At 43.2% G+C, this 22,535-nt stretch carries 23 protein-coding genes and 1 tRNA gene; all 24 read right to left on the bottom strand.

The window, feature by feature from the left end; translation table 11 throughout:
• Positions 1–10: 10 nt before the first annotated feature.
• A complete protein-coding gene (locus FJR71_RS07760; protein ID WP_140814508.1) occupies positions 11–2,017 on the bottom strand; it encodes a DUF859 domain-containing protein in 2,007 nt (668 codons plus the stop codon).
• A complete protein-coding gene (locus tag FJR71_RS07755; RefSeq protein ID WP_140814507.1) occupies positions 2,017–4,116 on the bottom strand; it encodes a phage tail spike protein in 2,100 nt (699 codons plus the stop codon). The genes FJR71_RS07760 and FJR71_RS07755 overlap by 1 nt, the downstream gene beginning before the upstream one ends.
• 2 nt (positions 4,117–4,118) lie before the next feature.
• On the bottom strand, positions 4,119–5,618 hold the full coding sequence (locus FJR71_RS07750; RefSeq protein ID WP_140814506.1) for a distal tail protein Dit: 1,500 nt from the start codon (positions 5,616–5,618) through the stop codon (positions 4,119–4,121).
• A complete protein-coding gene (locus FJR71_RS07745) occupies positions 5,615–9,424 on the bottom strand; it encodes a tape measure protein (RefSeq protein ID WP_140814505.1) in 3,810 nt (1,269 codons plus the stop codon). Before FJR71_RS07745 ends, FJR71_RS07750 begins: the two co-directional genes overlap by 4 nt.
• 20 nt (positions 9,425–9,444) lie before the next feature.
• A complete protein-coding gene (locus FJR71_RS07740) occupies positions 9,445–10,044 on the bottom strand; it encodes a Gp15 family bacteriophage protein (RefSeq protein WP_140814504.1) in 600 nt (199 codons plus the stop codon).
• Position 10,045: 1 nt separating this feature from the next.
• Positions 10,046–10,405, bottom strand: coding sequence for a Rossmann-fold NAD(P)-binding domain-containing protein (locus tag FJR71_RS07735; RefSeq protein WP_140814503.1), 360 nt, complete (start codon positions 10,403–10,405; stop codon positions 10,046–10,048).
• Positions 10,406–10,470: 65 nt separating this feature from the next.
• Complete coding sequence (locus FJR71_RS07730; protein WP_140814502.1) at positions 10,471–10,929, bottom strand: phage tail tube protein; 459 nt, start codon at positions 10,927–10,929, stop codon at positions 10,471–10,473.
• Positions 10,930–11,331 carry a minor capsid protein gene (locus FJR71_RS07725; RefSeq protein WP_140814501.1) on the bottom strand — a complete coding sequence of 134 codons (402 nt, stop codon included), beginning with the start codon at positions 11,329–11,331 and terminating at the stop codon, positions 10,930–10,932.
• Positions 11,328–11,690, bottom strand: a complete 363-nt coding sequence (locus FJR71_RS07720) for a minor capsid protein (protein ID WP_140814500.1) — start codon at positions 11,688–11,690, stop codon at positions 11,328–11,330. Before FJR71_RS07720 ends, FJR71_RS07725 begins: the two co-directional genes overlap by 4 nt.
• Complete coding sequence (locus tag FJR71_RS07715) at positions 11,690–12,031, bottom strand: putative minor capsid protein (protein WP_140814499.1); 342 nt, start codon at positions 12,029–12,031, stop codon at positions 11,690–11,692. Before FJR71_RS07715 ends, FJR71_RS07720 begins: the two co-directional genes overlap by 1 nt.
• Complete coding sequence (locus FJR71_RS07710) at positions 12,018–12,425, bottom strand: head-tail connector protein (RefSeq protein WP_140814498.1); 408 nt, start codon at positions 12,423–12,425, stop codon at positions 12,018–12,020. The genes FJR71_RS07715 and FJR71_RS07710 overlap by 14 nt, the downstream gene beginning before the upstream one ends.
• 15 nt (positions 12,426–12,440) lie before the next feature.
• Positions 12,441–12,641 carry a hypothetical protein gene (locus FJR71_RS07705; protein ID WP_140814497.1) on the bottom strand — a complete coding sequence of 67 codons (201 nt, stop codon included), beginning with the start codon at positions 12,639–12,641 and terminating at the stop codon, positions 12,441–12,443.
• Positions 12,642–12,646: 5 nt separating this feature from the next.
• Complete coding sequence (locus tag FJR71_RS07700; protein WP_140814496.1) at positions 12,647–12,895, bottom strand: hypothetical protein; 249 nt, start codon at positions 12,893–12,895, stop codon at positions 12,647–12,649.
• 13 nt (positions 12,896–12,908) lie between these two features.
• Entirely contained in the window at positions 12,909–13,781 is an 873-nt protein-coding gene (locus tag FJR71_RS07695; RefSeq protein WP_140814495.1) for a hypothetical protein, read from the bottom strand.
• A 14-nt stretch (positions 13,782–13,795) separates the two neighbouring features.
• A complete protein-coding gene (locus tag FJR71_RS07690) occupies positions 13,796–14,365 on the bottom strand; it encodes a hypothetical protein (protein WP_140814494.1) in 570 nt (189 codons plus the stop codon).
• Between the two features lie 157 nt (positions 14,366–14,522).
• Complete coding sequence (locus FJR71_RS07685) at positions 14,523–14,753, bottom strand: hypothetical protein (RefSeq protein ID WP_140814493.1); 231 nt, start codon at positions 14,751–14,753, stop codon at positions 14,523–14,525.
• A gap of 40 nt (positions 14,754–14,793) precedes the next feature.
• Positions 14,794–15,009: a hypothetical protein gene (locus tag FJR71_RS07680; protein WP_140814492.1), complete on the bottom strand. Its 216-nt coding sequence runs from the start codon at positions 15,007–15,009 to the stop codon at positions 14,794–14,796.
• Positions 15,010–15,013: 4 nt separating this feature from the next.
• Positions 15,014–16,798: a phage minor capsid protein gene (locus FJR71_RS07675; RefSeq protein ID WP_140814491.1), complete on the bottom strand. Its 1,785-nt coding sequence runs from the start codon at positions 16,796–16,798 to the stop codon at positions 15,014–15,016.
• A 92-nt stretch (positions 16,799–16,890) separates the two neighbouring features.
• The gene (locus FJR71_RS07670; protein WP_281281327.1) at positions 16,891–18,402 is read right to left on the bottom strand and encodes a phage portal protein; all 1,512 of its coding nucleotides are present in this window, start codon (positions 18,400–18,402) and stop codon (positions 16,891–16,893) included.
• Between the two features lie 10 nt (positions 18,403–18,412).
• Positions 18,413–19,711 (bottom strand): PBSX family phage terminase large subunit, encoded by a 1,299-nt coding sequence (locus tag FJR71_RS07665; RefSeq protein ID WP_140814489.1) that lies wholly within the window; start codon positions 19,709–19,711, stop codon positions 18,413–18,415.
• On the bottom strand, positions 19,680–20,411 hold the full coding sequence (gene terS / locus FJR71_RS07660) for a phage terminase small subunit (RefSeq protein WP_140814488.1): 732 nt from the start codon (positions 20,409–20,411) through the stop codon (positions 19,680–19,682). The genes FJR71_RS07665 and terS overlap by 32 nt, the downstream gene beginning before the upstream one ends.
• Positions 20,412–20,604: 193 nt before the next feature.
• A tRNA-Phe gene (locus FJR71_RS07655) sits at positions 20,605–20,677 on the bottom strand.
• Positions 20,678–20,914: 237 nt separating this feature from the next.
• On the bottom strand, positions 20,915–21,331 hold the full coding sequence (locus FJR71_RS07650; protein ID WP_140814487.1) for a DUF1492 domain-containing protein: 417 nt from the start codon (positions 21,329–21,331) through the stop codon (positions 20,915–20,917).
• Positions 21,332–21,993: 662 nt separating this feature from the next.
• Positions 21,994–22,533, bottom strand: a complete 540-nt coding sequence (locus FJR71_RS07645) for a DUF1642 domain-containing protein (protein WP_140814486.1) — start codon at positions 22,531–22,533, stop codon at positions 21,994–21,996.
• Positions 22,534–22,535 lie beyond the last annotated feature (2 nt).

The raw sequence follows: 22,535 nt of genomic DNA, 5'->3' as shown, positions 1-22,535 counted from the left end.
GTTCGGTGAATTAAATCATGACAGTTAGTTGTCCGAGATAAGTTACACCATTATGAGTAGCTAGTGCGTGAAATGTTCCCGTGTCCTTATTAACCTGGACGTGTATATTACCATCACCACCATTGATACCCCAACCTGCGACTACAAACATGTAGGATTGGGGCGCTTTAAAGATATCTAGTGGTATATTGGCAAATGGAATATTACCACCATTACCTACAAAATTAAATCGAACAGATAAGACGTCTCCAACACGCTTATAGAATGAATCTTTAAATCCAGCAGGCGTCCAATCTGTTGTTTTAACAAGGCCCGGGTTATCTGTAAATACAAATTCCTTCCATGGTGAAGGCTTCCATTCACGAGCGTTATTGTAATACCTCAGGAAGTGGCGCCCTTGACCAAAATCAGTAAAGAACTGAGCACCTTTCCAAGTATCGAGCCAGTAATTTTGAAATAGTCCCCATTGACCATTCTTACCTATTGGGTGATCTGCATGACGATTATCACGCCAATCTATAGTAGTAGCTTGAACATTCCATGGTTGGTTCCAACCTCCTCTATTCAACATACCATTATTTTGAGTAAGTTGATATTGTTGTATAGGCTTATCATTTGCATAAATATCGCCTCGAACGTCCAAAGCTCCACGCTCTCGGATTTTATTGACTCCGACCCCTGAGCGGTCATAAGAGAAGACTACGCTCTCTGTGGCTACGTTCACAGCAAACTCAGTGCGTGTAAATTTGTCTTCAAGTGCACCAATGACTACCCATGACTGATTAGCCAGATAATTACCAGCAAGATTGGCTTGAGAGTTGACTAGCGTGCTTATACTTGACCATGTGCCACTAGCTGGCCCATTGTCTGGAGTGTATGCCTCGGCACCAAGTCTGGCAACTTTAAACGTGAGTGCCATGGTATTTTTTTGTACACCATTTACTGACAGAGGGGCTACCTTAGCATTCCTAGTCACGGTTAACGTGCTAGATGTTGATCCTGTTCGTGCGATGCTAAAACTCAAAGCAGGGGCAAAATATTCAAGTACTTTAACTTGGATATCTTTTGTCTCTGACCAACGGCCACGGCTATCGACTACTCTAGCTCTTACAGTGATAGACCCGCTGTAGTTCATGATGCCTAGTGTTCCGCCATTGATGTTGGTGGCTTGGTTTTTGCCAACGATTTCAGCACGATAACCAGTGATGGTTGATCCGTACGATCCGCTTGCCCCACTGAAAGCTACCTTGATATTAGAAATGACCTGAATAAATGTATTGGTGTTTGGTACCACATTTTGAGCAGCTGTATTAGAGTCTGACAAAGAAAAACCTGAAAAAGTTGGTTTGATGCTAGCTGGTACACTTGCTGTAAGCGTAACTGACTGCGTCCCTGTCCTAGTCCCTCCTGAGTAAGTATCGACGTAGATTGTCCCTGCGCCTGTTGTTGAGTCTGGGATGTCATTAGCAAAATCAAGAGGAATTACCCATGTGGCACTTGTATCTACGTCACTTGCTATCGTTCCTTGCTTGTTGCCCCAGTGATAGCGGATAGTATGCTTAAATCTAGGGTTTTGACGGCTGATATTGATAGTAATCGGGCTGCCAATAATACCAGCACCAACACTAACAGAGCTTGATCTTGGGATAGTCGTTAGGGTAAATGAGTTACCCCCGATGGACAACGTTCCTGGAGACCACCCACCGCTACCACTAAAACTAGCAGACAGCCCAAATGACTTAGAACCATCTGCATTGTGTCCTACTGTGATAGTCTGATCTATCAGCCAGATAGTTGAGTTGTAACTAGTCATGTTAGGGCTGCCCGTCCAATTCAAGCGTCGTCCGTCCAAGTCTACCCATGCAGAGCAACTGTATTGAGCGAAGGCTGTAGTAGTATTTAACAAAGCCAATCTGACCCTGACCTGACTGCTGTTGTCCTGTGTATTTTGAGATACTTGGTCAACCCATAAACGGATGCGGTATCCTCTATCATCATTAGACCAAAATTCTGCCATTAGTTGCCTCCTACATATCTAATTACATTCATATCTGGATTGATGTGGTATTGCTCCTCTCTGAACCGTCCGATTTGTACAGTTTTTGAGAAAATACCATTTTCAATGTGAATGACCCCTTGAGAAATATACATGACCTCAACACCAGCCGAAAACATCGAGATGCGCCCGTTTGGGTTAAACATCAGGCTAGAGCTTCCGTCATTCTTACCAATAACAAGGCCCTCATTTGATGAACTCATGTAGGTATCAAGGAAATTCCAACGATCAGACAGCTCTCCAAGGTCTTTAGCTATCGTAGAAACACGCTGACTAGCTGAGATAAGGTCTTTTTCTGCCTGAGCCCGTGCCGTCTCATTTGATTTGACAAAGTCCTGATAGGCTTTAACCCAGTTGTCAAGTGTGTCAGCGCTTGCCTTGGCCTCTAATTCTGCTTGGATGATCCCAGTTTTTTCGCTCAGAGCATTAAGCTGATCCTGAGTCAATGCATGGTCTGCTTTTGACTCAATACGTGTCTTGATTTCTTGTAGCTGAGTTTCATCGATAGCGCCTTTGTCCCCTTTATCCCCTTTGGGCCCAGGGTCTCCTTTAGGTCCAGGGTCCCCTTTAGGCCCTGGTGCACCTATTGAGCCATCAAGTGCGTTGATAAGCGTTAACTGGTCAGATGCCACCTCTTTGTTATCAATCCAAGCCGATACATTTAGGACAATCTTCTGATTGATTTCAGAGGCTTTGACAGTATATCTAGCACTAGTGGACTTGATTTCACTATCTACGGTCCATCTCCAGCCACAATCTACGACTTTGTTGCCTTTTAACAAGGTAGGGGTCACAATAGACTGGCCTTGCCCATTTTTAAAGACTGTACCGTTGTCTGTAGCAAACTTGATGGTATATGGTCGAGCCTCCTCAATAAGCCTATCTAGCTGTTGTTGGATACCTTGAGATAGCCGATTTTCAAGAGCTTTAGCATTTGAGAAAGTAGTCTTGTTATTCTGTGGGCTAGTAAAGCTGATAGTCTGCTCTGACACTCGCATTTTAAGCAACAGAGTAGGGCTAAAACCATCATCATATACGTGTACTGTGTCGCCTATATCGAGATCTGCAAAGCCCTCGGCTTCGTAAGTAACAGCTGGGTAGCAATTCTTTTTTAGTTCCCTATAGGCAGCAGAACGAATAACCTCAGGATTTGAGCTTTCTACCGTCATATCCTTTCTGATCCACTGGTCAAGTCCACCTGTTGAGTGGGTAAACGTTGACGGGAACATCTGCATAGATAGAGGAGCGTATAGCGCCGCTCCCGACTGGTAAAACTCACGTTCACCCTTTGCATTATTGACAGACCAGGAACCAAGGCCAGAGATGTTGATAACATTGCCTTGGTCATCTCGCCCTGTCGGTACAACAAGGTTGTAGATGTTGGTTTTATCTACAGTTCGTTTGATTGTTTTGAGGTTTTTGCCATATTTCAAGATAGTAGGGCTAAGTCGCCCTACTCCTTGATGTGTATCATCGTTCTCATGGTAGACATTGACGATGAATGACTTAATGGAGCTATCTGCATTGAATTTGATATCAAATTCAATCTCTGCCCCAAATTTATTAGCTAAGCTAAGTAGTCGGTTGAGTTTTGTGTCTGTGCCTTCCCACTCAGCAGAGATTTTCTTAGTGGATACCTCATTTACTCCTATTTTAAGAAAAGTAAAGTTGAGCAAATCCATGGCGTTGCAGTATTCTTCAAAAGTCATGGATTTAGGAGACTTATAAGGGTTTGCATACTCATTGATAAGTTCAAGGTTTAGATTGATACCGTAACACTTGATAACTTGCTCATTCTCTTCGACCTTGCGGATCGTATGCAAGTAATCCTTACCTTTGTATCTAAACGATACAAAGGCCTTTTCGTTGAGGTAGTTATAGGCTTTTTTCTGGCCAGTGTCCGAGGTGATAGCCTTTTTAAAGACGGTAAAATCAAAAGTACTAGACCCAGTGTCCAGATATCTTGTCCAGGTATCGTTGAAAAAGTTCAGAGTGCCTTGTTTTGAGTTGTCAATAAAGGCTACTTTCCTCAATCCTGAGTCATGTATTGTTAATAACATAGCTATAGATACCTTTCTCTAAATTCTACTTTCACCGACGGCTTGACCCTTGCCCAGCTCGAACAATAAACCTCTAGTTTACTGTTGCCAGGAGGGATAGTGATGAAATTTGAGCCGTGGACAATGTCCATCACTCGCTCAATCCCATCAACGATAACCGTGTCATTCTCACAATCTAAAATCACATTTGATCCCATCGGGTAGCGGTTTGGGACATCTCTGGTTGCACTAACAAAATCCTTTTGATAGTAAATGCTATCAAGGTACATGTGAGTTACTAGAGGTTTATTACCAAGTGCTCCAAAAGCCACATGGATTTTAGCTGACTTTCTACCTTTAATTTCGGGGATCGTAAACGTGTTATATCCACCCCACCAAAAAACAGTGACCTGATCATCATTGCGTTTGATATCAGACCATCCCCTGGGCTCATTGAATGGGTTGTGATAATCCCAATGCGTCCCTGTAAAACTCCACTGCTTAACCATGTTGTAGCCACCTCTACCGTTGCTAGCCATGAAGTTATACTCACAACCTAAGCCGTTATACCGTTTGAACGTCTCAACTCCATACAAAAACTGTCCCTGGTCGTCAGAGACAGTCAGTTTGATAAAACCAAACTCGTTGGCAGCGCCAAGCCAAAAAACCTGCCTCCACCAGATATAGTCATTAAGAGAGCCAGTAGCTCCTGAGCTATCTGCTGGGATTGTCCAGCTCAAAGAGCCTGCATTGTTTGGTTGAGGTCCACTACCTCGACTAGTCAAGGCTAAATGTGGACGTCCCCAAGCATTATCAATCCCGACGGTACCTTTTAAATTTTGACTTGTATCATTCAAAACAGCTACATTCTTTTGGGCCTGCGATAGACCTGTTGTGATTTTGCTATCTCGATAGTCAAATAGCACCTCAGAACGTCTGTACTGCTCTGTATCGGCTTCCTCACGGTCTCCGACCTCTAAGGCCCCATTTACATTAACAAGACCGATGTATCCGTTCTCTGAGTTGTTTTTAACAGTGATTACAGGGACTGCATCATCATTGCCATTGTTGATAAGGTCGAATGTGATCTTGTCACCTGATGCCGTCCCATTTTCAAATCGTCGATAGGTTGAGCTATGAGCTACACCATCAGGGATAAGGATTTCCAACTCCCCTTTTTGGAACCAACGGGTTACGTTGTCCATATTGACAGAGCCAGAGATCAAGCCCATATAGTACTTGTCTGGCTCGTCACTGATGGTTATTTTAACTGCCTCATTGGTCTTGAAGACACCAGCCAGCGTGTGCTTGGCTTGCTCAAGGCTCACACCATCAGAAAACTGCATGGCAAACTTAACCTTGATGATTTTGGGCCCAGTTCTCACTTCTTGCAGATTAACTCCCAACCGTGGGGCATTATTGGTAGTGATTGACCTTTCATTCCCCACAGGTCGGATGATTTCAATTATGCGGATGACCTTTGAGAGGTCAAATCCATTGAAAATTATAGTGTCATTGTTCATCGAATTATCCCTCTCATCATGTTATCCAGCATTAACTTGTCATTTTGGAAGTTAGTCATAGGAGCCCCGATTTTAGCAACCAGAGTACCATCATCAAGCATCAAGTTGACTGGACGCTTAACAGCCTCCTCAGCCACTTCTAGCGCTCTAGTGAGAGCTTTGTCCGATTGCTCTCTAATCACTTCAATCTGGCTTGTCTCAGCACGTTCTGTGCGTGATTTAAGCTTGAATTGGCTTGATAGGGTACTATTGCCAAGACCTAAGAGATCCTCAACGCCAAATTTAAACGCTGACATCTCTCTTTGCACGTAAGCTAGGCTATCGGTCACATCAGACGTGTTTTGCTCGATACCTACAGCGATACCTTGAGCGATATAGCGCCCGACATTGTCCCTGAATAGCCGTGATGGACTGTGGATTTTGGCTTTAGCTTGAGCTGCACGCTCAGCCTGTGCTACAAGAGCGTTGGCTGCCGCTGTAACAGCTCCGAGAGCTGAATACATACCCTGAGCCAAGCCTTGGCCAATCATGGCACCAATTCCTACCATCATGCCAGCGCCCGCTGCCGCTGTAGAACGGATTGCGTTGACCATTGCTGACATTGCAGCTGTTGCTGATCCAATGCCAGCACGGATGCCGTTAGTTACGCCATTAGCAACGCCACGCCCTGCTTGTTGACCTGCTTGAGTCATTTGGACCGCTGACATTCTTATAACCATAACAATCTGCATCATGCTACTAGTAACCGATGCTACTGCTTGCATCATGCTAGAACGGATTACAGACTCTACTCTTGACATGCCAGACATAGCGGCAGATGCCACTTGAGACATTGCTGCCGTCATCACTGCCCCTAACTGTCCGAACATAGTACCAGACGTTGCCAGCGATGAGCCAAGGCTCATAAATGATGCTTGCATAGACTGCACAGATGCATTAACAGCCGTACTAGTAGATAAGAACGACGTTAGAGATGATACAACCGAACTTAGCACGCCCTGGATACTAGCTAACACTGATCCGAACATAGTCATGGCTGATGTTGCTGTTGTGATACCAGAGTTGAAGCGTGTGAAACTACTTGCCATTTGTGTAAACATCGGTACAGCTCCAGAGAGCGATGCACCAAGTAAAGAAAATCCTTGAGCAAATGAACGGATTCCAGTAGCTGATGCTGTAGAGGCAGGGCCTAGCTGTTGCATTGCAGTTGCTACTAATGGCAGGCCAGTTGTTAATCTGGACACCATGTTTGCAGCTATCTGCATACCGCTCCCCATTTGTGAGAATACTGCGCCAACGTTTCTGCCACTAATTTTGTACATGACTGTATCCAGTTTGTCCAAATCGGCACGAAAGCCGTTTAAGTTACCACCAGCAGAAGCTGCACCAAGTCCAAGGACCGCCGCAGCAACTGCACCGATACCAGCAGCAGCTTGTAGCCCGTTGTCTCCAGCAAGTTTAACACCCTCACCAAACAGTTTAAATCCTTGACCAGCGTCTTTGATTGCTTGGCCGATGGATTTGATAACACCAGAAACACCGTCTAAAATGCTTTTAACTGCATCACCAAATGCACGAATGACATCTGCCGCTCCCTCAAATACAGACTTGACGGAGTTACCAAACGCCTCAATGATTGGAGCTACAGGAGTGAGAGCACTCTGGATAGCAGAGCCAACACTAGTGAATAGATTAGATAGGCTGTCAATGATTGGAGCAATCTGGCCAACTACACTGGCGAACGCCTCGGCAATAGATGATACCGCTGAGCCAATAGCCGATGCCACCTGTGCCACTGCTGGCATTACTGGGACTAAAGCCTGTACAATCTGTACAATAGCGTTAGCGATAATCTGAGCAGTAGTTGTAAATACATTCCCTAATGTTTCAATGATAGGGGCTACAGCTTCCAGCACTGGTGGCAGGTTCGTCATGATGATCTGAGTTACTTGGACTATTGTGTTTCCGATAGTTTCTACAATTGGAGCAAACGCCGTAACAATTTGGGCGATACCAGACGCTATAGATTGAACAGCGGTGCCTACAGCCTGAATAATAGAGCTGAATGCTGTACCAAATGCATTGACTAAGATTGCTAATTGTGGTGCTACTAAGCCGACTGCTACCACAACAGTCCCGATAGCCTCCCCAATAGCATGAATGACAGGCACGAAAGCCTGAACGGCTGGGGCAATAGTAACGATCGCCTTGGCGAATGCGCCGATGATTGAGCTTGCGATAGTAGCGAACGCTTGGCCTACCGACTCAATCACGCTACCGATACCTTGCAAGATTTTAGCAATTCCAGCGCCTTGCATACCAGCCAGCGCCATTGCTGCACCTACAGCTAAGATAGCGACAGAGAGCGCAAGGATAGTAGCAGGATTAACCATAGATAACCCTTGCCCAATGCCCCTAAATGCGGCACCTATTCCTTGTCCAATACCTCTAGCAGCGGCAGCCACACTCTGACCCAGACTACGAATGACATTCACGATGCCATTGCTTGCGCTTCTAACAACAGATTGCACTCCGCTGATCCCAGTAGTAGCATTTTTCTGGAACATCCCAAAAGGATTGAACGATTTCAGGAAGTTAAAGGCCTTGAAACCAGCAATCAGACCTACTAGCCCGCCAGCGATTGCTTGAATGACTCCAGTCGGCAATGATTTTACGAAGTTAGCAGCCATTGTTGCAGCCTGAGATAGCCACTTAACGACTGTACCAAGAGCATTGCCTAGTGTTGTTAGCACGTTTGAAGCTGTTAGGCTCTCCCAAACATGCCCCAAAGCTCCAGCAATACTTTTGATTGCTCCAGCGAATGCTGACACAGCTCCTGTGTTAGCAAATGCAGACCAAAAGGTTTTAATCTTTGAAACAACGTTAGAGATGGTATTGCTGACGTTAGAGATAATAGCTTCGATGTTGATGCCATCGAAGAATTTACCTAGTCCCTCAGCCATCTTGTCAAAGTTAATTTTGCCAAGGGCGTCAGATAAGGCATTTACTGCTTTGATCCCGAATGAGTTCAGTTTCTCAAAGACAGGCATCAATTTGTTGGCTAGACTTTCTTTTGCTCCATCTATTGCCTGGTCAACCGTCTTGAACTCTGTAGCCATTTTCTGGAATGCATCAGAGTTACCTGCTCGGTTCATAGCATCGAAGAAATCTTCAGTCTTGATTTTCCCGTCTTGCACAGCTGATACTAACTCGGCTGTGGACATCCCCATCTCTTTGGCTACTGCTGCCATACCCGCTGGGGCTTGCTCCATCATAATCTTGAAGTCCATCCAAGCCACTTTAGGCTTACTTGCCATCTGTGTCGCTTGAGTGGATAGTGATTTCATAGCCTGTGCTGGGTTTTCTGCTGATGCAGCAAGTCCACCAAAGGCCTTAACTAGACTACCAACATTTTTAGTACCAACAGCATCAAGCTGTGAGTAGGTGCTAGCCATGTCAGAGGCTGAGTAGATGGTCTTAGTAGCAAAATCCTGCATCTCGGCTTTAGCTGCCTTAATTTCATCGGTTGACCGTCCAAATGCTTGGAGGTTCCCCTCAAATGTTTTCCAGGCTTTTTGCGATCCATTAAGTTCAGAGGCCATATCACGAATACCGCCAGTAATTGTGCTGATGCCACTTGTTAGCGCCGAACTAATCAAGTTGGCACCGAGTACTGACTTAAACACAGACCCAGCTTTTGAGCTGGCACTTTCGAGACCACCAAATAAGGCTTTAAGCTTGCTGACGCCAGACTTGGCATCAGAGCTATCCATATCAACCTTGATAGTAACCGAACCATCTGCCATTGTGTACCTCCTTTCTCCGATTAGTAGTCAAATTCTTTAGGTAGAGCGTACTCTTTCTTGAGTTCTTTCATACTCTCCTTGTACTTCTTGCTGTCGCCTTTTTGGGGCTTGTAGGCCCTTATTTTAAGCACCTCAGCAAACTTTGTGTCACTAGGTAGCCCATTTAATAGGGCGTTGAATTTTTTCCAGTGTAGGCTGTTCTGTGCATCCATCAAGTCGATACCATAAGCCTGCAAAAATGATGCGTAGATGTACTCAGCATCATACTTCAAGCTAAACAGACGCTCTCCGTCCTCAGACTGGGATTGTGAGCGTATTTTGCTCTTAATTGTATTGCCAGCTAGGTCTAACACTGGAGTTGTGTCTTTCACTGGGATTATTCGGACGTGTTCCTCAAATATCATCTTAAAGATCGCTGTTGCCTCTTCTGGCGATAACTTAGAGGTAAAATCTACGCCCGTGAAAATCTGAATAGCTAGATAAGGCTTGTAGATGTCCTCGATATCACTGTCATTGATTAGCTCTACGACTTTCAAAACCTTGTTAAAGGCGATATTTAGCGGATACACATCATCACCAAGGACCAACTCATCTGTTAACTTCCTTGATAGATCCAGCATGTTAGTCACTTAGATACTTTTTGAGTGCGTCCACATTGTTGCGTTGCTCCCATTCGTTCACAACACCAGCGATTGTCTCAAGTAGGTAAGCCATAGCGTCTACTGTGGACTCACCAGAGAATGCGTAGACTTTATCATAAGCCTCAACACCGAATAGAGCGGTCCATGACTCCTTGACCATACCTTGTAAGGCGTCAAGAGCATTGTTGTCAGCTTTTTCAGCCAACTCTCCGCCCTCTTTTTGCAATTTCTTGCCGACTTCTTCCATTTTGCGGATGCTTGAGTCATTTGATACAAACTCAAGAGTAAAACCGCCAAACTCTACAGGGATAATATTGTTACGCTTTTTAATTACTACCATTTTGTTATTCTCCTACTAATCAAAAATAAAAAGGGGAGCGTTAGACTCCCCTTTGAGTTAAGTTATTAGCCCACAACAGCAGACTCTTTAGGTGCAGAGTTCCAGCTGATAGTAGCCTCGAATGCTTCGTATTCGGAAGCCTCACCGCCACCGATTTTGATGTCTGAGACAGTAGCTACGCCAACTTTTTGAGTCTTGCCATCTGCTTCAACCACTTTGAACCAAAGATTACGATCATCACCAGTTTTGAGCTCTTTAGATGCAATGAGCGCTTGAGCTGCATCCTCACGGATGTAGTCGCCCTCAAAGCTGTAACCTTTTTTAACAGATGTAACAACGGTTTTCTTGGTACCGTCACCGTTGTAGTACGCAACGTCATCTGTTTCTTCGTCGTTCTCAACTTCTGCAGTGGTTACCCCATCTGCAAGCCATTTCCAAGCGTCGCCTGTTGGCTCAGTAGCTGCACTGTCTGCTGACCATTCGGCAATAAAGTGCTTGCGTTTGGCATTTTTTAATTTTGGCATTTAATTTCCTCCATTTGTTTCTAATTTTGCTGTTACGTCCAGCATATAAATATAAAAGCCTTGTTCGTCACGGTCATTAAGAAATGGCTGTGAGACTTCAAGGCTCATGAATTGATACGAATTGTTTTTACTTGGTAGTTCAAGGTTGAAATCAGCAAGAGCATGATTGATGGTCCACAGGATAGAGCTGGTTTTTTCGTGGTCAGTCGTTTTGATCGCCACCTCATAAACCAAACTGATTAGCTGTTTACCATTCATATACTCCTTTTCGACCTTGCCACCAGGTAGTGGATATAACACTAAGCCCTCACGCTCTGCTAGATAATCTAGCTTACAAGGCAGAGGTAGGCCTAGCGTGTTGATGTGGTCTCTTAGGACCTTTGAAAAATCATTATTACTCATGCTTTCACTCCCATTGCTCTTAGTCCTACTTTGCCCCAATCTTTCACATGGATAGCTGAGGCTTTAAGGTCCCAGCGTTTGCCAGTTCCTGCTGTTGTGTATTTTCTAAACACAAAGCTACGATGTTTGTTGTAGCTGGAACCGTAAAATTGAGCTCTAGCATACGGCCCAGGGTATCGGATACTGTCTTTTAAAACAGACCCGCTACCGCTAAGTTCTCCATCCTTTCGAGGGATAAAACGAGCCATATCACTTTTCATCTGGCTAGCAATCGCTAACTTACCCTTAGCTAATGCTGCGGGGGATACCTTGTTTTCAATCCCTTTGAGGTCAACTTTTACAGATACACCAACTCCCATCAGATGCACTCCACTTCATAACAGAATATCTTGCCATTGTGCGGATGACTGACAGGGATCACTGTTGTCACTCTGTATTCTCGCTTGCCATCGTTTACGATAGCATTCTCAAAGGTTTCATCTAGGACTATAGGGCAGTACTTTGGATACACGAATAGGACGCTAGGCCTAGACGCTGTGCGGTTGTTCTGTGTGCCTTGTGTTTGATACTGTCTATCAAATCTAACAGGCTTGAGGGTAATCGGGGCATCTAGTGTTAGCTTTCCCCACCCATCTGTCTCGCCTGTTGGCTTCTGGATCGTCACAGCATCAACTAGCAAACGCTTGTCAATACCTGTCATAACCTACCCCCCTATAACCAAATCCTGCCCCTTTCAGAGCGTTCAGGGCGTCAAGTGATAGATTATATCTAGCACTCTCAAGAGAAGTCTTAGAGCTATTTTTGTAGCTCACAGAGGTACGTCCAAGGGACACACTAGACACTGACTGTTTATCATCAGCTGTCATAATGCCACTAGCGTCCAAATAGGCCACCTGGTAAGCTGTAGCCAACTTGACCGCTTGCTTCCTTGGTTCATAATCTCTTTCAAAATCTACAGCACTGTAGAAATTGCCTAAAAAGAGATTGATAGCAACCTCAGCCCTCTTTTCTAACTTCTCAAAGTTTTCAACATCATCAAATCCAAGTTGTTCAAATTCGTTTTGAGTTAAATAAGCGATAATAACCACCTCCAATTAAAAAAGGCGGGGTTATTTATCCGCCTTTGCTTGTTTTTCTTCCTTATCAACACGTTCAAAAAACGGGCTGAGTTCTGGATGCGAGAGCTCACCTTTGGCATTGAGCTCATCTGCTGACTTGACATCCATGTCGTATTCAACATCTTTGTCGTAGTTTTGTTCATGGCCGTCGATAAGAAATACGACGTTTGATGTAGCTTTATATTTAGCCATTTAGTTTATTCCTCCTCGTTACCTTTTTCTAAAAGGGCTGTAAGATCCTTTTTAGTAACTTTTCCCTCTGGAAGTGGGATAGAACGCTCTTCAAGAAGGGCTTTCAATTCATCCATGGTCATTTTACTGTAAGGGTCAGAGACAGAGTCTTTTTCCTCTTTCTTCTCCTTGAACCCATCAGCAATCAATTGGATTTCAAGTTCACTGCCCTCCTGAACAGTGTAGACTTGATTGTCTTTCTCGTACTTCTTCATGTTTCACCCCCTATTAAGCTGATTTATGAGATACATAGACACCATCTTTTTTAGTGTCAAGGACAAAAAGATCGTGATAAAGACGGTTTTGGTACAGATAGCCATCCCCTTCCGTGTGTTGACCAGGAGCGAAAAGATAGATTGAGTTGAATTTAGCCTTTGCAATAACTGCTGGCTTAGCAACGATCAAGAAATTGATATCTTTACCATCTGACGCTTTGACAAAACCTGTCGTAAAGTCAAACTTAGTCTTGAAACGTGCATCATCCCAAACTTCGATGATTTGAACTCCATCAAGCGACGTAACACGGGTGTCAATTCCTTGAGGTGATGTAGTAGCGATTGAGCGTGTGAAGTCTTTAGAGCGTTCTAGGAAGTCCATTACTTCGCTTGAAACGTACATAACGATATTTTGGGCACCGTATTTACGAACTGGCAAAAGGGCAGATTTCAAGCGTGAGTAGATGTTCACTTCTGACAAGTCAGTTTCAGACTTGAAGTGTGTACCTGTGATAGCTTCTGTTGCGAGTTTAGAAAAGCGGTAAGCGTCAACTTCTGGAGTTGCGTGCTCAGTGATGAATGTGTTAGATACGTTGGCAGCTGAAAGCTCTTGGTTTGTTTCGTCTACGTCTGCTTTGTCTACAAAGAACTCAACGTCACGGTCAAAACCGAGAGTGTAAACTTTCTTGTCGTTTGAAACAGTCCCAGCATTGTAGCCCTTAGAGCGTGTGTGTGTCTTATAGCCTGTTACAGAGATCGTAGGTAATTCAAACGATTTAGCGCCCAACCAGTCTACCCGTGGTGTTTCCAAAATGCTTGTAAGGGCACCTTGCATCAATTTCTTTTCAAACGTGCCCTCGTGTTTAGTGATGTAGTTAATTGTCATTGATTATTCTCCTATCAATTTGTTAGTCCTAATGCCTTCATAAAGGCATCTTCTCGATTTGTTTCAGCCGTTGGATTGCCTCCGACTGAGAATGTTGGTTTCTTCTCCTCAGCTTGCTCTGCGTGACCAAATTGAGGATATTTCTGCAATACTTGGCCGATAGCATCCTCAATAGATACCTCATCTGTCACCAAGCGAGCAGATAGAGTGATGACATCGTCAACAGACTCAGCATTTACTCCCAAAGTCAGAGCTGACAGTTTTGCTTCCAGGTTCTTTTTGTCCGACAAAGCAAGTTCTAGCTCTTTCTCTTTAACAGCAAGCGCCTCTGACCGTTTTTCAGCCTCGCTCTTTTGTGAGTCTTTCCACTCTTTGAGTTGTTGAAGTCCTTCTTTAGCACTCTTGAAATTTTCAAACCCTAGGTCTTTGAAGATTTTCTCTTGTGCTTTCTTGGACTCTTTAGCGACAAGACCATTCACTTCTTCCTGAGTGAATGTCTTGATAGATTGCTCTTGAGTTTGTGACTCAACGGTTTCTCCAGCATTTACTGACTGGTCAGTTTGTGTTTGAATGTCTTCCGCCATTCTTAAATTCCTCCTAAAATTAGGTATTATCTTCCGTTCTTTACCGACTGCGGATAAAGTCAAGCAAAAAACCGCATGGGATTCCATACGGTTTATAGTGGTTTATATTGGTTTTCTAGTAGTCTATTCCTACCAGTCAAGATGTCGGATCACCTCCTTATCTGAAAGCAAACCACGACTTTTTACGTGGCTTCTTGAGTTCCTGGATATCTTTCTCAATCTCATCAAATCGGCTGTTAGTAACTTTTACATTTTGTGAACTGATTTTCTCTAATCTATCCACAATGTTCCACAGCTGATTGTTTTGGCTGATTAAGTAATCCACAGCACAATCCAAATTCCTCAATCGATCATATAGCTCACGCTTTTTCTTGATGCGTTTGTTCATTAGTTCTCCTTTCGGGCATAATAAAAACGCCTAGATTGTTCTAAGCGCTAGTTTTAGGTTTTCTCATAGAAAAATATCTCTCTGTAAGCTGTCGCTTATTTAATTCTAACTCGAATGCTTTAGCCTCATCTAATGAAAGCAAGTCAAGCGTAATACTTATGTTCAGTAATTGTTCATCAGTAAACTCTGAAAAATTTATAGGTTTTTCATCCAGATTTAAAGAGTCAACAAAGTTTAGAGCCTCTGATAATTCCATAATATCACTCCTCTCTTAAATTCATTTCTAAGACAATGCCACCTTTGTTTTCTTTCATACTAATTATATCATATTTTGCGTTTCTTGGTATGATAATTTCGGACTCGACGTCATTATCTGTAAAGTATATTTTACTATCCTTTGGAATGTTGATAATTGTTTTAACGCCTCTAGTTTTGAAAAAGTTATATTTGGGGATATAACTGGTTGATGTGTAAGCGGAATTGCTGAAAGTTGCCTCGCCAGAATTTAGCATATCAGTTACACTGTCATATTTTTTTAATAGTTCGGCATTGCTGGTAATTATTGATTTAAAATAACTACCATCATCAAAGCGACTAACTTTTATATTTTTCAGTGTTTTATTTCTTTCAATAACTCTATCAAGCGTTGAGACCACTTTGCTTTCTTCTTTGCTGAGTGGGATGACTCCATTACTTCTGAGAGCTCTATTAATATCAAAACTCCTATTTGTGGCTATATAGCCCATACTGTCAAAGTCTGGAGCATAGATAACCTTACGCTCTGATTTAGTGATTTTCCCACCTACTTTCTTAAATGCAGGTATTTCATCTTCTTTGATGTAGTGATATTCTGACATCTTCTTCCTGAGCTTTACTTCTTTTTGAGCTTGAGAAAATGGATCATCATAGTATTTCTCCCTAGCATAATCACGATGTAGAAACGGATGCTGACTGATATAACCTCTCAGCGCTCCTTGTTGGATCCTAACCTTGCTCTTGTACTTGTCTATGAGCTCCTTATCGCCTAGTTTCTCTGCTACATGCAGATACTCCTTGGATTGTCTGATAGATCGCTCTAGGGCTCTCTGTTTGGCCTGTACGTTTGCGTTTTCTATTGCTTGCTCTGGAGTCAAGTCTCTTAATTCATCAGGCAAATCAGGCTTGTAGTTAGCTCCTGGGATGTATGGTGTCATCTCATGAGTGCAGTTAATCCCTTGACAACCTGCTGGATGTCCGTAACCATAATCAGATAAAGCTAGGATCTTCTCACCTTGTTCAACCCTCGCCTCTCCTAGCGTGACAATTTGGTGCTGCAAAGGTGCGCACATCTCTCTTGCTGTGGCCTTTTTGTGATAGTAAAAGGTGTCTATTCCTAATTCAAGAGCTGGAGCTGTATTAGCCTCACGATAGACACGCCATGCAGTAGATTTAATAATCTGTCTAGCATATGTGTCAGCTCTCCAATTCTTCTCTTGGCTATCTGTAAATCCATAGAAACCTTTTTTAGCCCATTTCATGACTGTATCAGAGATAGCTCTGTCTGATGTGGATAAACCTGTGACAACCTTGGCTACACTCTCCTCGATAATGGATTGATAAACCTTTCTCACGCTCATTGGTAGCGTCGTATTGATGAGGTTGTCAATGTCAAACATAGTCTGATTGACGTAAGCTGACAGGTTAGCTTGTATTAGCGAGTTATCCACAAAGTTACCACCATCCAGTGACTCTAACAGCTGTGTTTTGGTGTCCTTGTAGATTTGATAGCCCTCGTTTTGGATGACGTATCTCAGCTGTTCCTCAGCAATGCCAGAATACTTAGCAATGAGCTTGACATTGTCATTGTTTAGCATGCCCATCTCATTCATCTTTTCGAGTTGCCAAATATAAGGATTATCATCGAGGCTAGTAGACCCACGCTCTTTTAGTCGGTCTATGACCTGGTCGAATAGATCCAGAGATAGCTGATGATAGATATCCGCAACGTTGCTAGCATCAAGCATTAACTGTTCATCATTTAGCTTGATTGGTTTCTTCTTAGCCATACCATACCCACCTCAAAAACCTGCTTGGCGGCTTAATAAACAACTTGGCTGGGTTGAGTGGTGGCAAAATAAACCTAAACAGTTTTTTCATACTACTCTCCATAGGTGGATACATCCTCAAGACTACGCTCAGCGTTTGCTTCGTCTAGTGTGTTGCCGTCTATTTCATTCTTGATTTTTTTGGCTTTTTCAGGGGTTACATTGAGCACTTTTTCAATGGCCATTACATCTGTACCAAATCCAGCGTTAACCACTTTGATCCAATAATCAAGCTCGGCGTTTCTGTCCGTAAAGACTCCATCGTCCAGATTAATGCTGATTTTGTCCATTGTTGGGACGCTGCCTTTGTACAAATCGTAAGCAATAGCAAGCTCAATCATTGAGATGATAAGCTCTTTTAGTGCTTGTTCCACAAGGCTTACAATGCTGTTGCGCATTTGATATGTATCAGAGTTCTCACTTACAATCTCTGTAGCAGTCTTCATGCTCTTGCCGTCAAACGAGAACATGCCAGCAGAAACGCCTATCTGCATCTCAAAGAGTGCCAGACCCTCGTTAATAGCCTTGATATAGTCATCGGAGCGAATGGGTGTGGTTAGGTCTGTAATACCTATACCTTTGTCCATGTCTCCGTTGTCAAGTTGCTCATAAACATTCTGACCAGCTTCAAATTGACGCTTAACGATAACCTTTTCACCTTGTTGGTTATACTCAGGCTTAATCATCTGAGTAGGCACAGCTACACGGCGCTGACCCATCTTGACTTCCCACATAAACTGATCATAAGTCTCGTTGAGGAAGTCGATTGTAGTTTTGGCGTTATCAAAGATAGACAGACCAAGCGGGCTGTTGATATCCTTGTTATTCATTCCTGGAGTCTTGAGATACGTAAACAAAGGACGGCTTAGACCATTAACATTTACCGTCTCCTCTAAGTCCTCGTACAGCGTAGACAGCGGCACTCTAGCACCTACCGTGTCCGGATTATCAGACTTGTAGAGCTCGTTCGTGATCGTGTATCGCTCACCATCTTTCCACTCATGGAACTCAATAAGCGTGTAATACTTTTGTTTCTGTCCCTCTGATTTGATCGTCTTGGTCACAATAGCAGCGCTAGATACATCCTGAGTGTTTGATTGTAGTGGCAGGAAGACAGGCGCTTGTACGAACGATACCCGCACCTTTCCGTTATCAACATATGGGCGCATAGCAAGACCACCAAGAGCCAAACAGCTCTCTAGGTATCGCTCAAAGTTCTTGATAAAACGGTCATTTTGTAGCTGATCCTGAATAAACTTATCTGCATTCTTGTCGTCCAGCTTGATTTCAGCTTGTTCATTAAAAACTAGGCTTGCAATCTTTTTAGCAGCAGTTCGACCTACTGGCAAATGATTATAATCACGCTTTTGCTTTGTGCCGTTGCTGTCCTTGTACTCAATCTGTGGATATCTTCCCGCAAAGTATTTCAGGTTCTCCCTGATACGGTCATACTCTGTTCCAGATACTGCTATTTTTGGGTGGTCTGTGATATTAGCTAGGTTTTGCGTCGTCATCACGTATTTACTCCTCGTAAAAAAATTCTTGATAGTCTGTACTATTCCCATTATTTGCTCCTTAGGCTTTCAAATCTAGCTCTCTAGCGTTGTCCAGGACAAAGTACTTGAACTCGTCCACCGTGTGATCGTCCTCCTTGATGACTTTGGGGTCATCAGTGTTGAGTGACTTGTCATCATAACGGTACATCTTATGTTCCTCAACAAAAATTTTGTTAGCTGGTATGTCGAGGTAGTAGAAGCGTCCCTCTGCTAGTAAGCTGATTACCATGTCAATCATGGTCTGGTTTTTCTTTTTGGCCACAGGGCGCCATCTTTCTCCGTAGTCCTTAAAGTATTGATTTCTCAATGCGCCCTCAGCGCTGTCAATGGTCATCTTGAGCTTTGGCACCCTGTAAGTCTTCATGACCTCATCGATAAAGTCATGGATCATCACAGTGAGCTCGCTAGGTGCCTTTTTGACAGTCTTGCCAGCTGGACTATAGTAGAACGTATCAAGTAAGATAACATTACCCTTGGCAGTAAGACCATAAGCTCCACAAGCCGTCGCTGATTGCTGGTGTCCTGTATCCAAGGCAAATGATATACCGATAAGTCTATCATCTTCAGGGAGGCTCTGTAGTGGCTTAAAGTAGTTCATGTTGTACACATGATTACCAAGGCCGATTACCTCGCCTAAATACATCCAGCGGTAATAGTCTGGGTCGGTCTCTTTGTACCGCTCTATCTTCTCGATCATTTGCTTAGACAAAAAACCTAGCTTATCATCCAAATAGGTGCTGTGATGTATCAAGTATGTTGGATCACTTGCTTTCTCAGCCACCCATCCATTTATCCAATCATAGGGATTTCGTGGTGGGTTATAAGTGAAATAGACCTTGACCTGTTTACCATTAGGCAACTCTTGACGGATAAAGGTATCTTCTACGATATCTATATCCTCACGGCCAGCAAACTCTGCTAACTCCTCAAACCATACAGACATTACATAGCCTTTGGCTATCTTTTGGGATTTGAGTTTCATAGGGTCATCTACACCATAGAAATAAAAAGCGGTTCCTGTTTGTTTGTGAGTTATCTGTAGGGGAGATTTCCCAAATTTGAACTGATTAGCTAGCCCCATCTCATAGATGGCCCACCTTATCTGCTCATATACTGACATCCTCAGGTACTTTCCGACCTTGCGCAAAACTACCACATTGCCCATAGGATCATTTATGAAGTCATTTACAAGGTCAATAGAGACCACAGATGACTTGGTTGATGCACGTCCACCCTTGAGCACTACATGGCTCTTGAGAGTGTAGAGCACTTCATCAAATACTGGGTTAATCAGTTTGGCTAGGTTCAGTATTGCCATTGTACTCACTCCTATCAAATGTAAATCCAGTAATGACTGTGTCATCCTCATCATTAGAACCAAGCTGAGCCTTGAGGTTATCAATTCTCAAGCGTTGCTCCTCTGTGACCAGTGGTGACCGTGTCAGTTCATCATAGGTCTTAATCATGCCTTTAAGCTCTGACTGTGCCCTTGCTATTGCAGCTAGAGCCTTTCCTTGCTTATCCCAAGCCGTGTGATGTTCGTATCCCACACCAGCCTTACCCTCGCTTGTGACAAAGGTATTGCTGTCCTCGACATCTTGGACAAATAAAATACGCTGAGCATGCAATAGATTAGCGTAGGTCAGCGTGATATTTTCCCAGAGTATATCTATAGGTTGCTTGTCTGATAGCTCTTGAGCTATCTCATACACCTCCTGTGGCAGATACTTAGCAAACAAGCCATGTTTGAGGGCGTTAGTATTTCCCTTAGGAGCTCCGTGTCCTAAAGCGTTCTTACTGCCCTTTGGAGCACCCCTTGGATTTTTGGAGCGTTCCGTATTTTTCTTTTGGAACGTTCCTTTTATTTTAGGATCCCATTTGTCTTTACTTTTCCAACCTCGGACAGTGCCAGCTGAAACACCCAAACGCTCAGCAATCTCAACCAGTTCAATGTTTCCGTTGTTCTCTGAATAGATTTCAAATGCTTTGTCTCGGTTGGGGTCTCTTGCTCTACCCAAGCCTAAACCTCCTGCTATTTATTTGTTTTGAAATATAAAAAAGCCACTCATTGAGTGACTGTATGCGGTAAGTGGGTGCCTCCCCCACCAGAGCCTTATATAGCGCTACTTTATCTCTGTCCTACAGGTTAATCAGCCTAAATCTAATTACCGCCCTGTACCCCTATTGTGATAGCTACTCACAGAGATACAATGGGAATAACTGGAGTTGAACCAGTGACTTTCGGTGCTTCAAACCGACGCTCTACCAACTGAGCTATATTCCCTAAGCCCCCTCAACCACCAACAAGGGGCACTATCTTAACTAACGACATCTTGGATAGTTTGTTTATCACTGGACGGCTTTCAATGTCGTTTTTAGTCCGTCCCTTTGGCTGTCATGCAGCGGTGGAAACTTAGTAAGGTTTTTCCTTAATTCTTGATACTACCATTCTAACAGATTATGAGTGCAGTGCACACCAAGATTACCCAGACTTATCCAACGTTTTTCAGAACGTTCCAAATTATTCCAAATGTTCTAAAATTATACTCAGTTCTTCAATAGCCATCTTACGCATGCTGTAGTATGAGCTCTTGCTGATAGCTAGCTTGTCACAGATGTCATCTACATACAGCTTAGTAATGTAAGTCATTCTAAGGACTGACCTATGCTTTGGATTTTTTAGCTTGTTGATGAGTCTACCAAGTTCAAGTTTCCTGTCAATAACTTCCTTGGTATCCTGCTCTATCGCCTCTTTCATAACGATAAGCTGAGTATAGACATCATCAACTTTTTTAGCTTGACCACCTTTGATCTTGTCTGCTGTCCACTTGGGGCTTGAGAGCAAACCCGCCTCAAGCTCATTGATTTCATCTATACGGCTTTGAATGTCCATATCAAGATTTTGTAGCTCATTCAAGAGCTCTTTAGCCTTGTTCACTCTCCGTCTCCTTTGTGGTATAATAGTCATATCGCAAAGACTATTAGCTGAGGCAGAGAGTGCCTTGGCTTTTTTGTTTTACCAGGTAATATGTATCTTCAAAAAACATCTATTTTCTTTCTCTCCCTTGAAAATCAAGCGCACCAAGGGCTAATGGTCTGCCTGATTGTTTTTGAATTACCATGATTTTTGTATTTTTTTGATTTATGAATTAAGAGAGACATCTCCTTTCTCTTTATTTAGCCCTTTTAACCCCTCGGCTGGTAATGCTCCAGCGACTTTCCACGGCCCCGCTTCGGCAAGGGGGGGTGGCGTACGGTCAGACGCCTAGTAATGATGATAGAAACATTTAGAAAGAAAACTCCTTTTTTTATTTTATTGTTTGACCGTAAGAGTGCGAGTGTTAAGGGAAAACCAAAGTTTAATTATTGATTTCCTCGCACTGTATGACCCACTAACCGATTAAAGTTAGTAGGCCTTGTCTTTCTGCCACCTCCTTAATATCTACTACCATGTTCTATCATCAACAAACAATGTTTTACAATCTAAACATAGGAATACACTAACTGCTTTCTGTAAGCCAGTGGTATTGTCAATATGATTCCAATCAGTGTGATGGTGCGTTGTAGATGTTGAATAACAGTTAGGACAAGTTAGCTGGTTCATTCTTCCACCTCCTCGACCTCCACACCCTCGCAATCGAACACCCATCCAAAGTTGGCTTGTTCAAGATAGTCTTTTGTGAAATCCGTTTTAAAACCATGCTGAAAATGAAATCCTGTATTGTCATTGCATAAGTATTGGCCAGTGCCCTTTAACTTTACTTTAACTAACTTCTTTTTATCGACTGTGTAGCCATCGAGCCATGCACGGGCAAAGAGTTCCATGTTGTCATCTTCTCTAAACCAATAATCCAGTTTTTTTTGGTTTGAAGAAATGCCTTCCATTGCACCGAATAAATGGAAATCATCATTTTTACATTCTTCGATCCAATCCGCTACAAAGTGCGGTACTACTGGTTTATTCAACTCTTGCCGATTATCATCCAACAGAATACAATTTTTATTAACTTCAAATTCTAGTGACACTTCATTACTTTCTGCAATTTCTGTGATCGTCAGTACAGGTTTTACGAATGTTGTATTTTTTAAATACTTATCCAATGCACTACTAATGTGTTCAATCAGCTCTCGTTTATTCATTC

This window comes from Streptococcus xiaochunlingii (genome assembly GCF_006385805.1).
Taxonomy (GTDB): Bacteria; Bacillota; Bacilli; order Lactobacillales; family Streptococcaceae; genus Streptococcus; species Streptococcus xiaochunlingii.
The sequence above is the reverse complement of the archived record's forward strand: the minus strand, read 5'-3'. Positions and strand labels throughout refer to the sequence as shown.

What these genes read in the sequence shown, in the direction of transcription:
- FJR71_RS07730 (WP_140814502.1), bottom strand. Translation starts at nt 10,929, where the DNA reads ATGCCAAAATTAAAAAATGCCAAACGCAAGCACTTTATTGCCGAATGG.
- FJR71_RS07700 (WP_140814496.1), bottom strand. Translation starts at nt 12,895, where the DNA reads ATGAAGAAGTACGAGAAAGACAATCAAGTCTACACTGTTCAGGAGGGC.
- FJR71_RS07665 (WP_140814489.1), bottom strand. Translation starts at nt 19,711, where the DNA reads ATGGCAATACTGAACCTAGCCAAACTGATTAACCCAGTATTTGATGAA.
- FJR71_RS07735 (WP_140814503.1), bottom strand. Translation starts at nt 10,405, where the DNA reads ATGGTAGTAATTAAAAAGCGTAACAATATTATCCCTGTAGAGTTTGGC.
- FJR71_RS07705 (WP_140814497.1), bottom strand. Translation starts at nt 12,641, where the DNA reads ATGGCTAAATATAAAGCTACATCAAACGTCGTATTTCTTATCGACGGC.
- FJR71_RS07690 (WP_140814494.1), bottom strand. Translation starts at nt 14,365, where the DNA reads ATGGCGGAAGACATTCAAACACAAACTGACCAGTCAGTAAATGCTGGA.
- FJR71_RS07670 (WP_281281327.1), bottom strand. Translation starts at nt 18,402, where the DNA reads ATGGGAATAGTACAGACTATCAAGAATTTTTTTACGAGGAGTAAATAC.
- FJR71_RS07760 (WP_140814508.1), bottom strand. Translation starts at nt 2,017, where the DNA reads ATGGCAGAATTTTGGTCTAATGATGATAGAGGATACCGCATCCGTTTA.
- FJR71_RS07740 (WP_140814504.1), bottom strand. Translation starts at nt 10,044, where the DNA reads ATGCTGGATCTATCAAGGAAGTTAACAGATGAGTTGGTCCTTGGTGAT.
- FJR71_RS07685 (WP_140814493.1), bottom strand. Translation starts at nt 14,753, where the DNA reads ATGAACAAACGCATCAAGAAAAAGCGTGAGCTATATGATCGATTGAGG.
- FJR71_RS07675 (WP_140814491.1), bottom strand. Translation starts at nt 16,798, where the DNA reads ATGGCTAAGAAGAAACCAATCAAGCTAAATGATGAACAGTTAATGCTT.
- FJR71_RS07720 (WP_140814500.1), bottom strand. Translation starts at nt 11,690, where the DNA reads ATGGGAGTTGGTGTATCTGTAAAAGTTGACCTCAAAGGGATTGAAAAC.
- FJR71_RS07680 (WP_140814492.1), bottom strand. Translation starts at nt 15,009, where the DNA reads ATGGAATTATCAGAGGCTCTAAACTTTGTTGACTCTTTAAATCTGGAT.
- FJR71_RS07745 (WP_140814505.1), bottom strand. Translation starts at nt 9,424, where the DNA reads ATGGCAGATGGTTCGGTTACTATCAAGGTTGATATGGATAGCTCTGAT.
- FJR71_RS07750 (WP_140814506.1), bottom strand. Translation starts at nt 5,618, where the DNA reads ATGAACAATGACACTATAATTTTCAATGGATTTGACCTCTCAAAGGTC.
- FJR71_RS07645 (WP_140814486.1), bottom strand. Translation starts at nt 22,533, where the DNA reads ATGAATAAACGAGAGCTGATTGAACACATTAGTAGTGCATTGGATAAG.
- FJR71_RS07695 (WP_140814495.1), bottom strand. Translation starts at nt 13,781, where the DNA reads ATGACAATTAACTACATCACTAAACACGAGGGCACGTTTGAAAAGAAA.
- FJR71_RS07755 (WP_140814507.1), bottom strand. Translation starts at nt 4,116, where the DNA reads ATGTTATTAACAATACATGACTCAGGATTGAGGAAAGTAGCCTTTATT.
- FJR71_RS07725 (WP_140814501.1), bottom strand. Translation starts at nt 11,331, where the DNA reads ATGAGTAATAATGATTTTTCAAAGGTCCTAAGAGACCACATCAACACG.
- FJR71_RS07715 (WP_140814499.1), bottom strand. Translation starts at nt 12,031, where the DNA reads ATGACAGGTATTGACAAGCGTTTGCTAGTTGATGCTGTGACGATCCAG.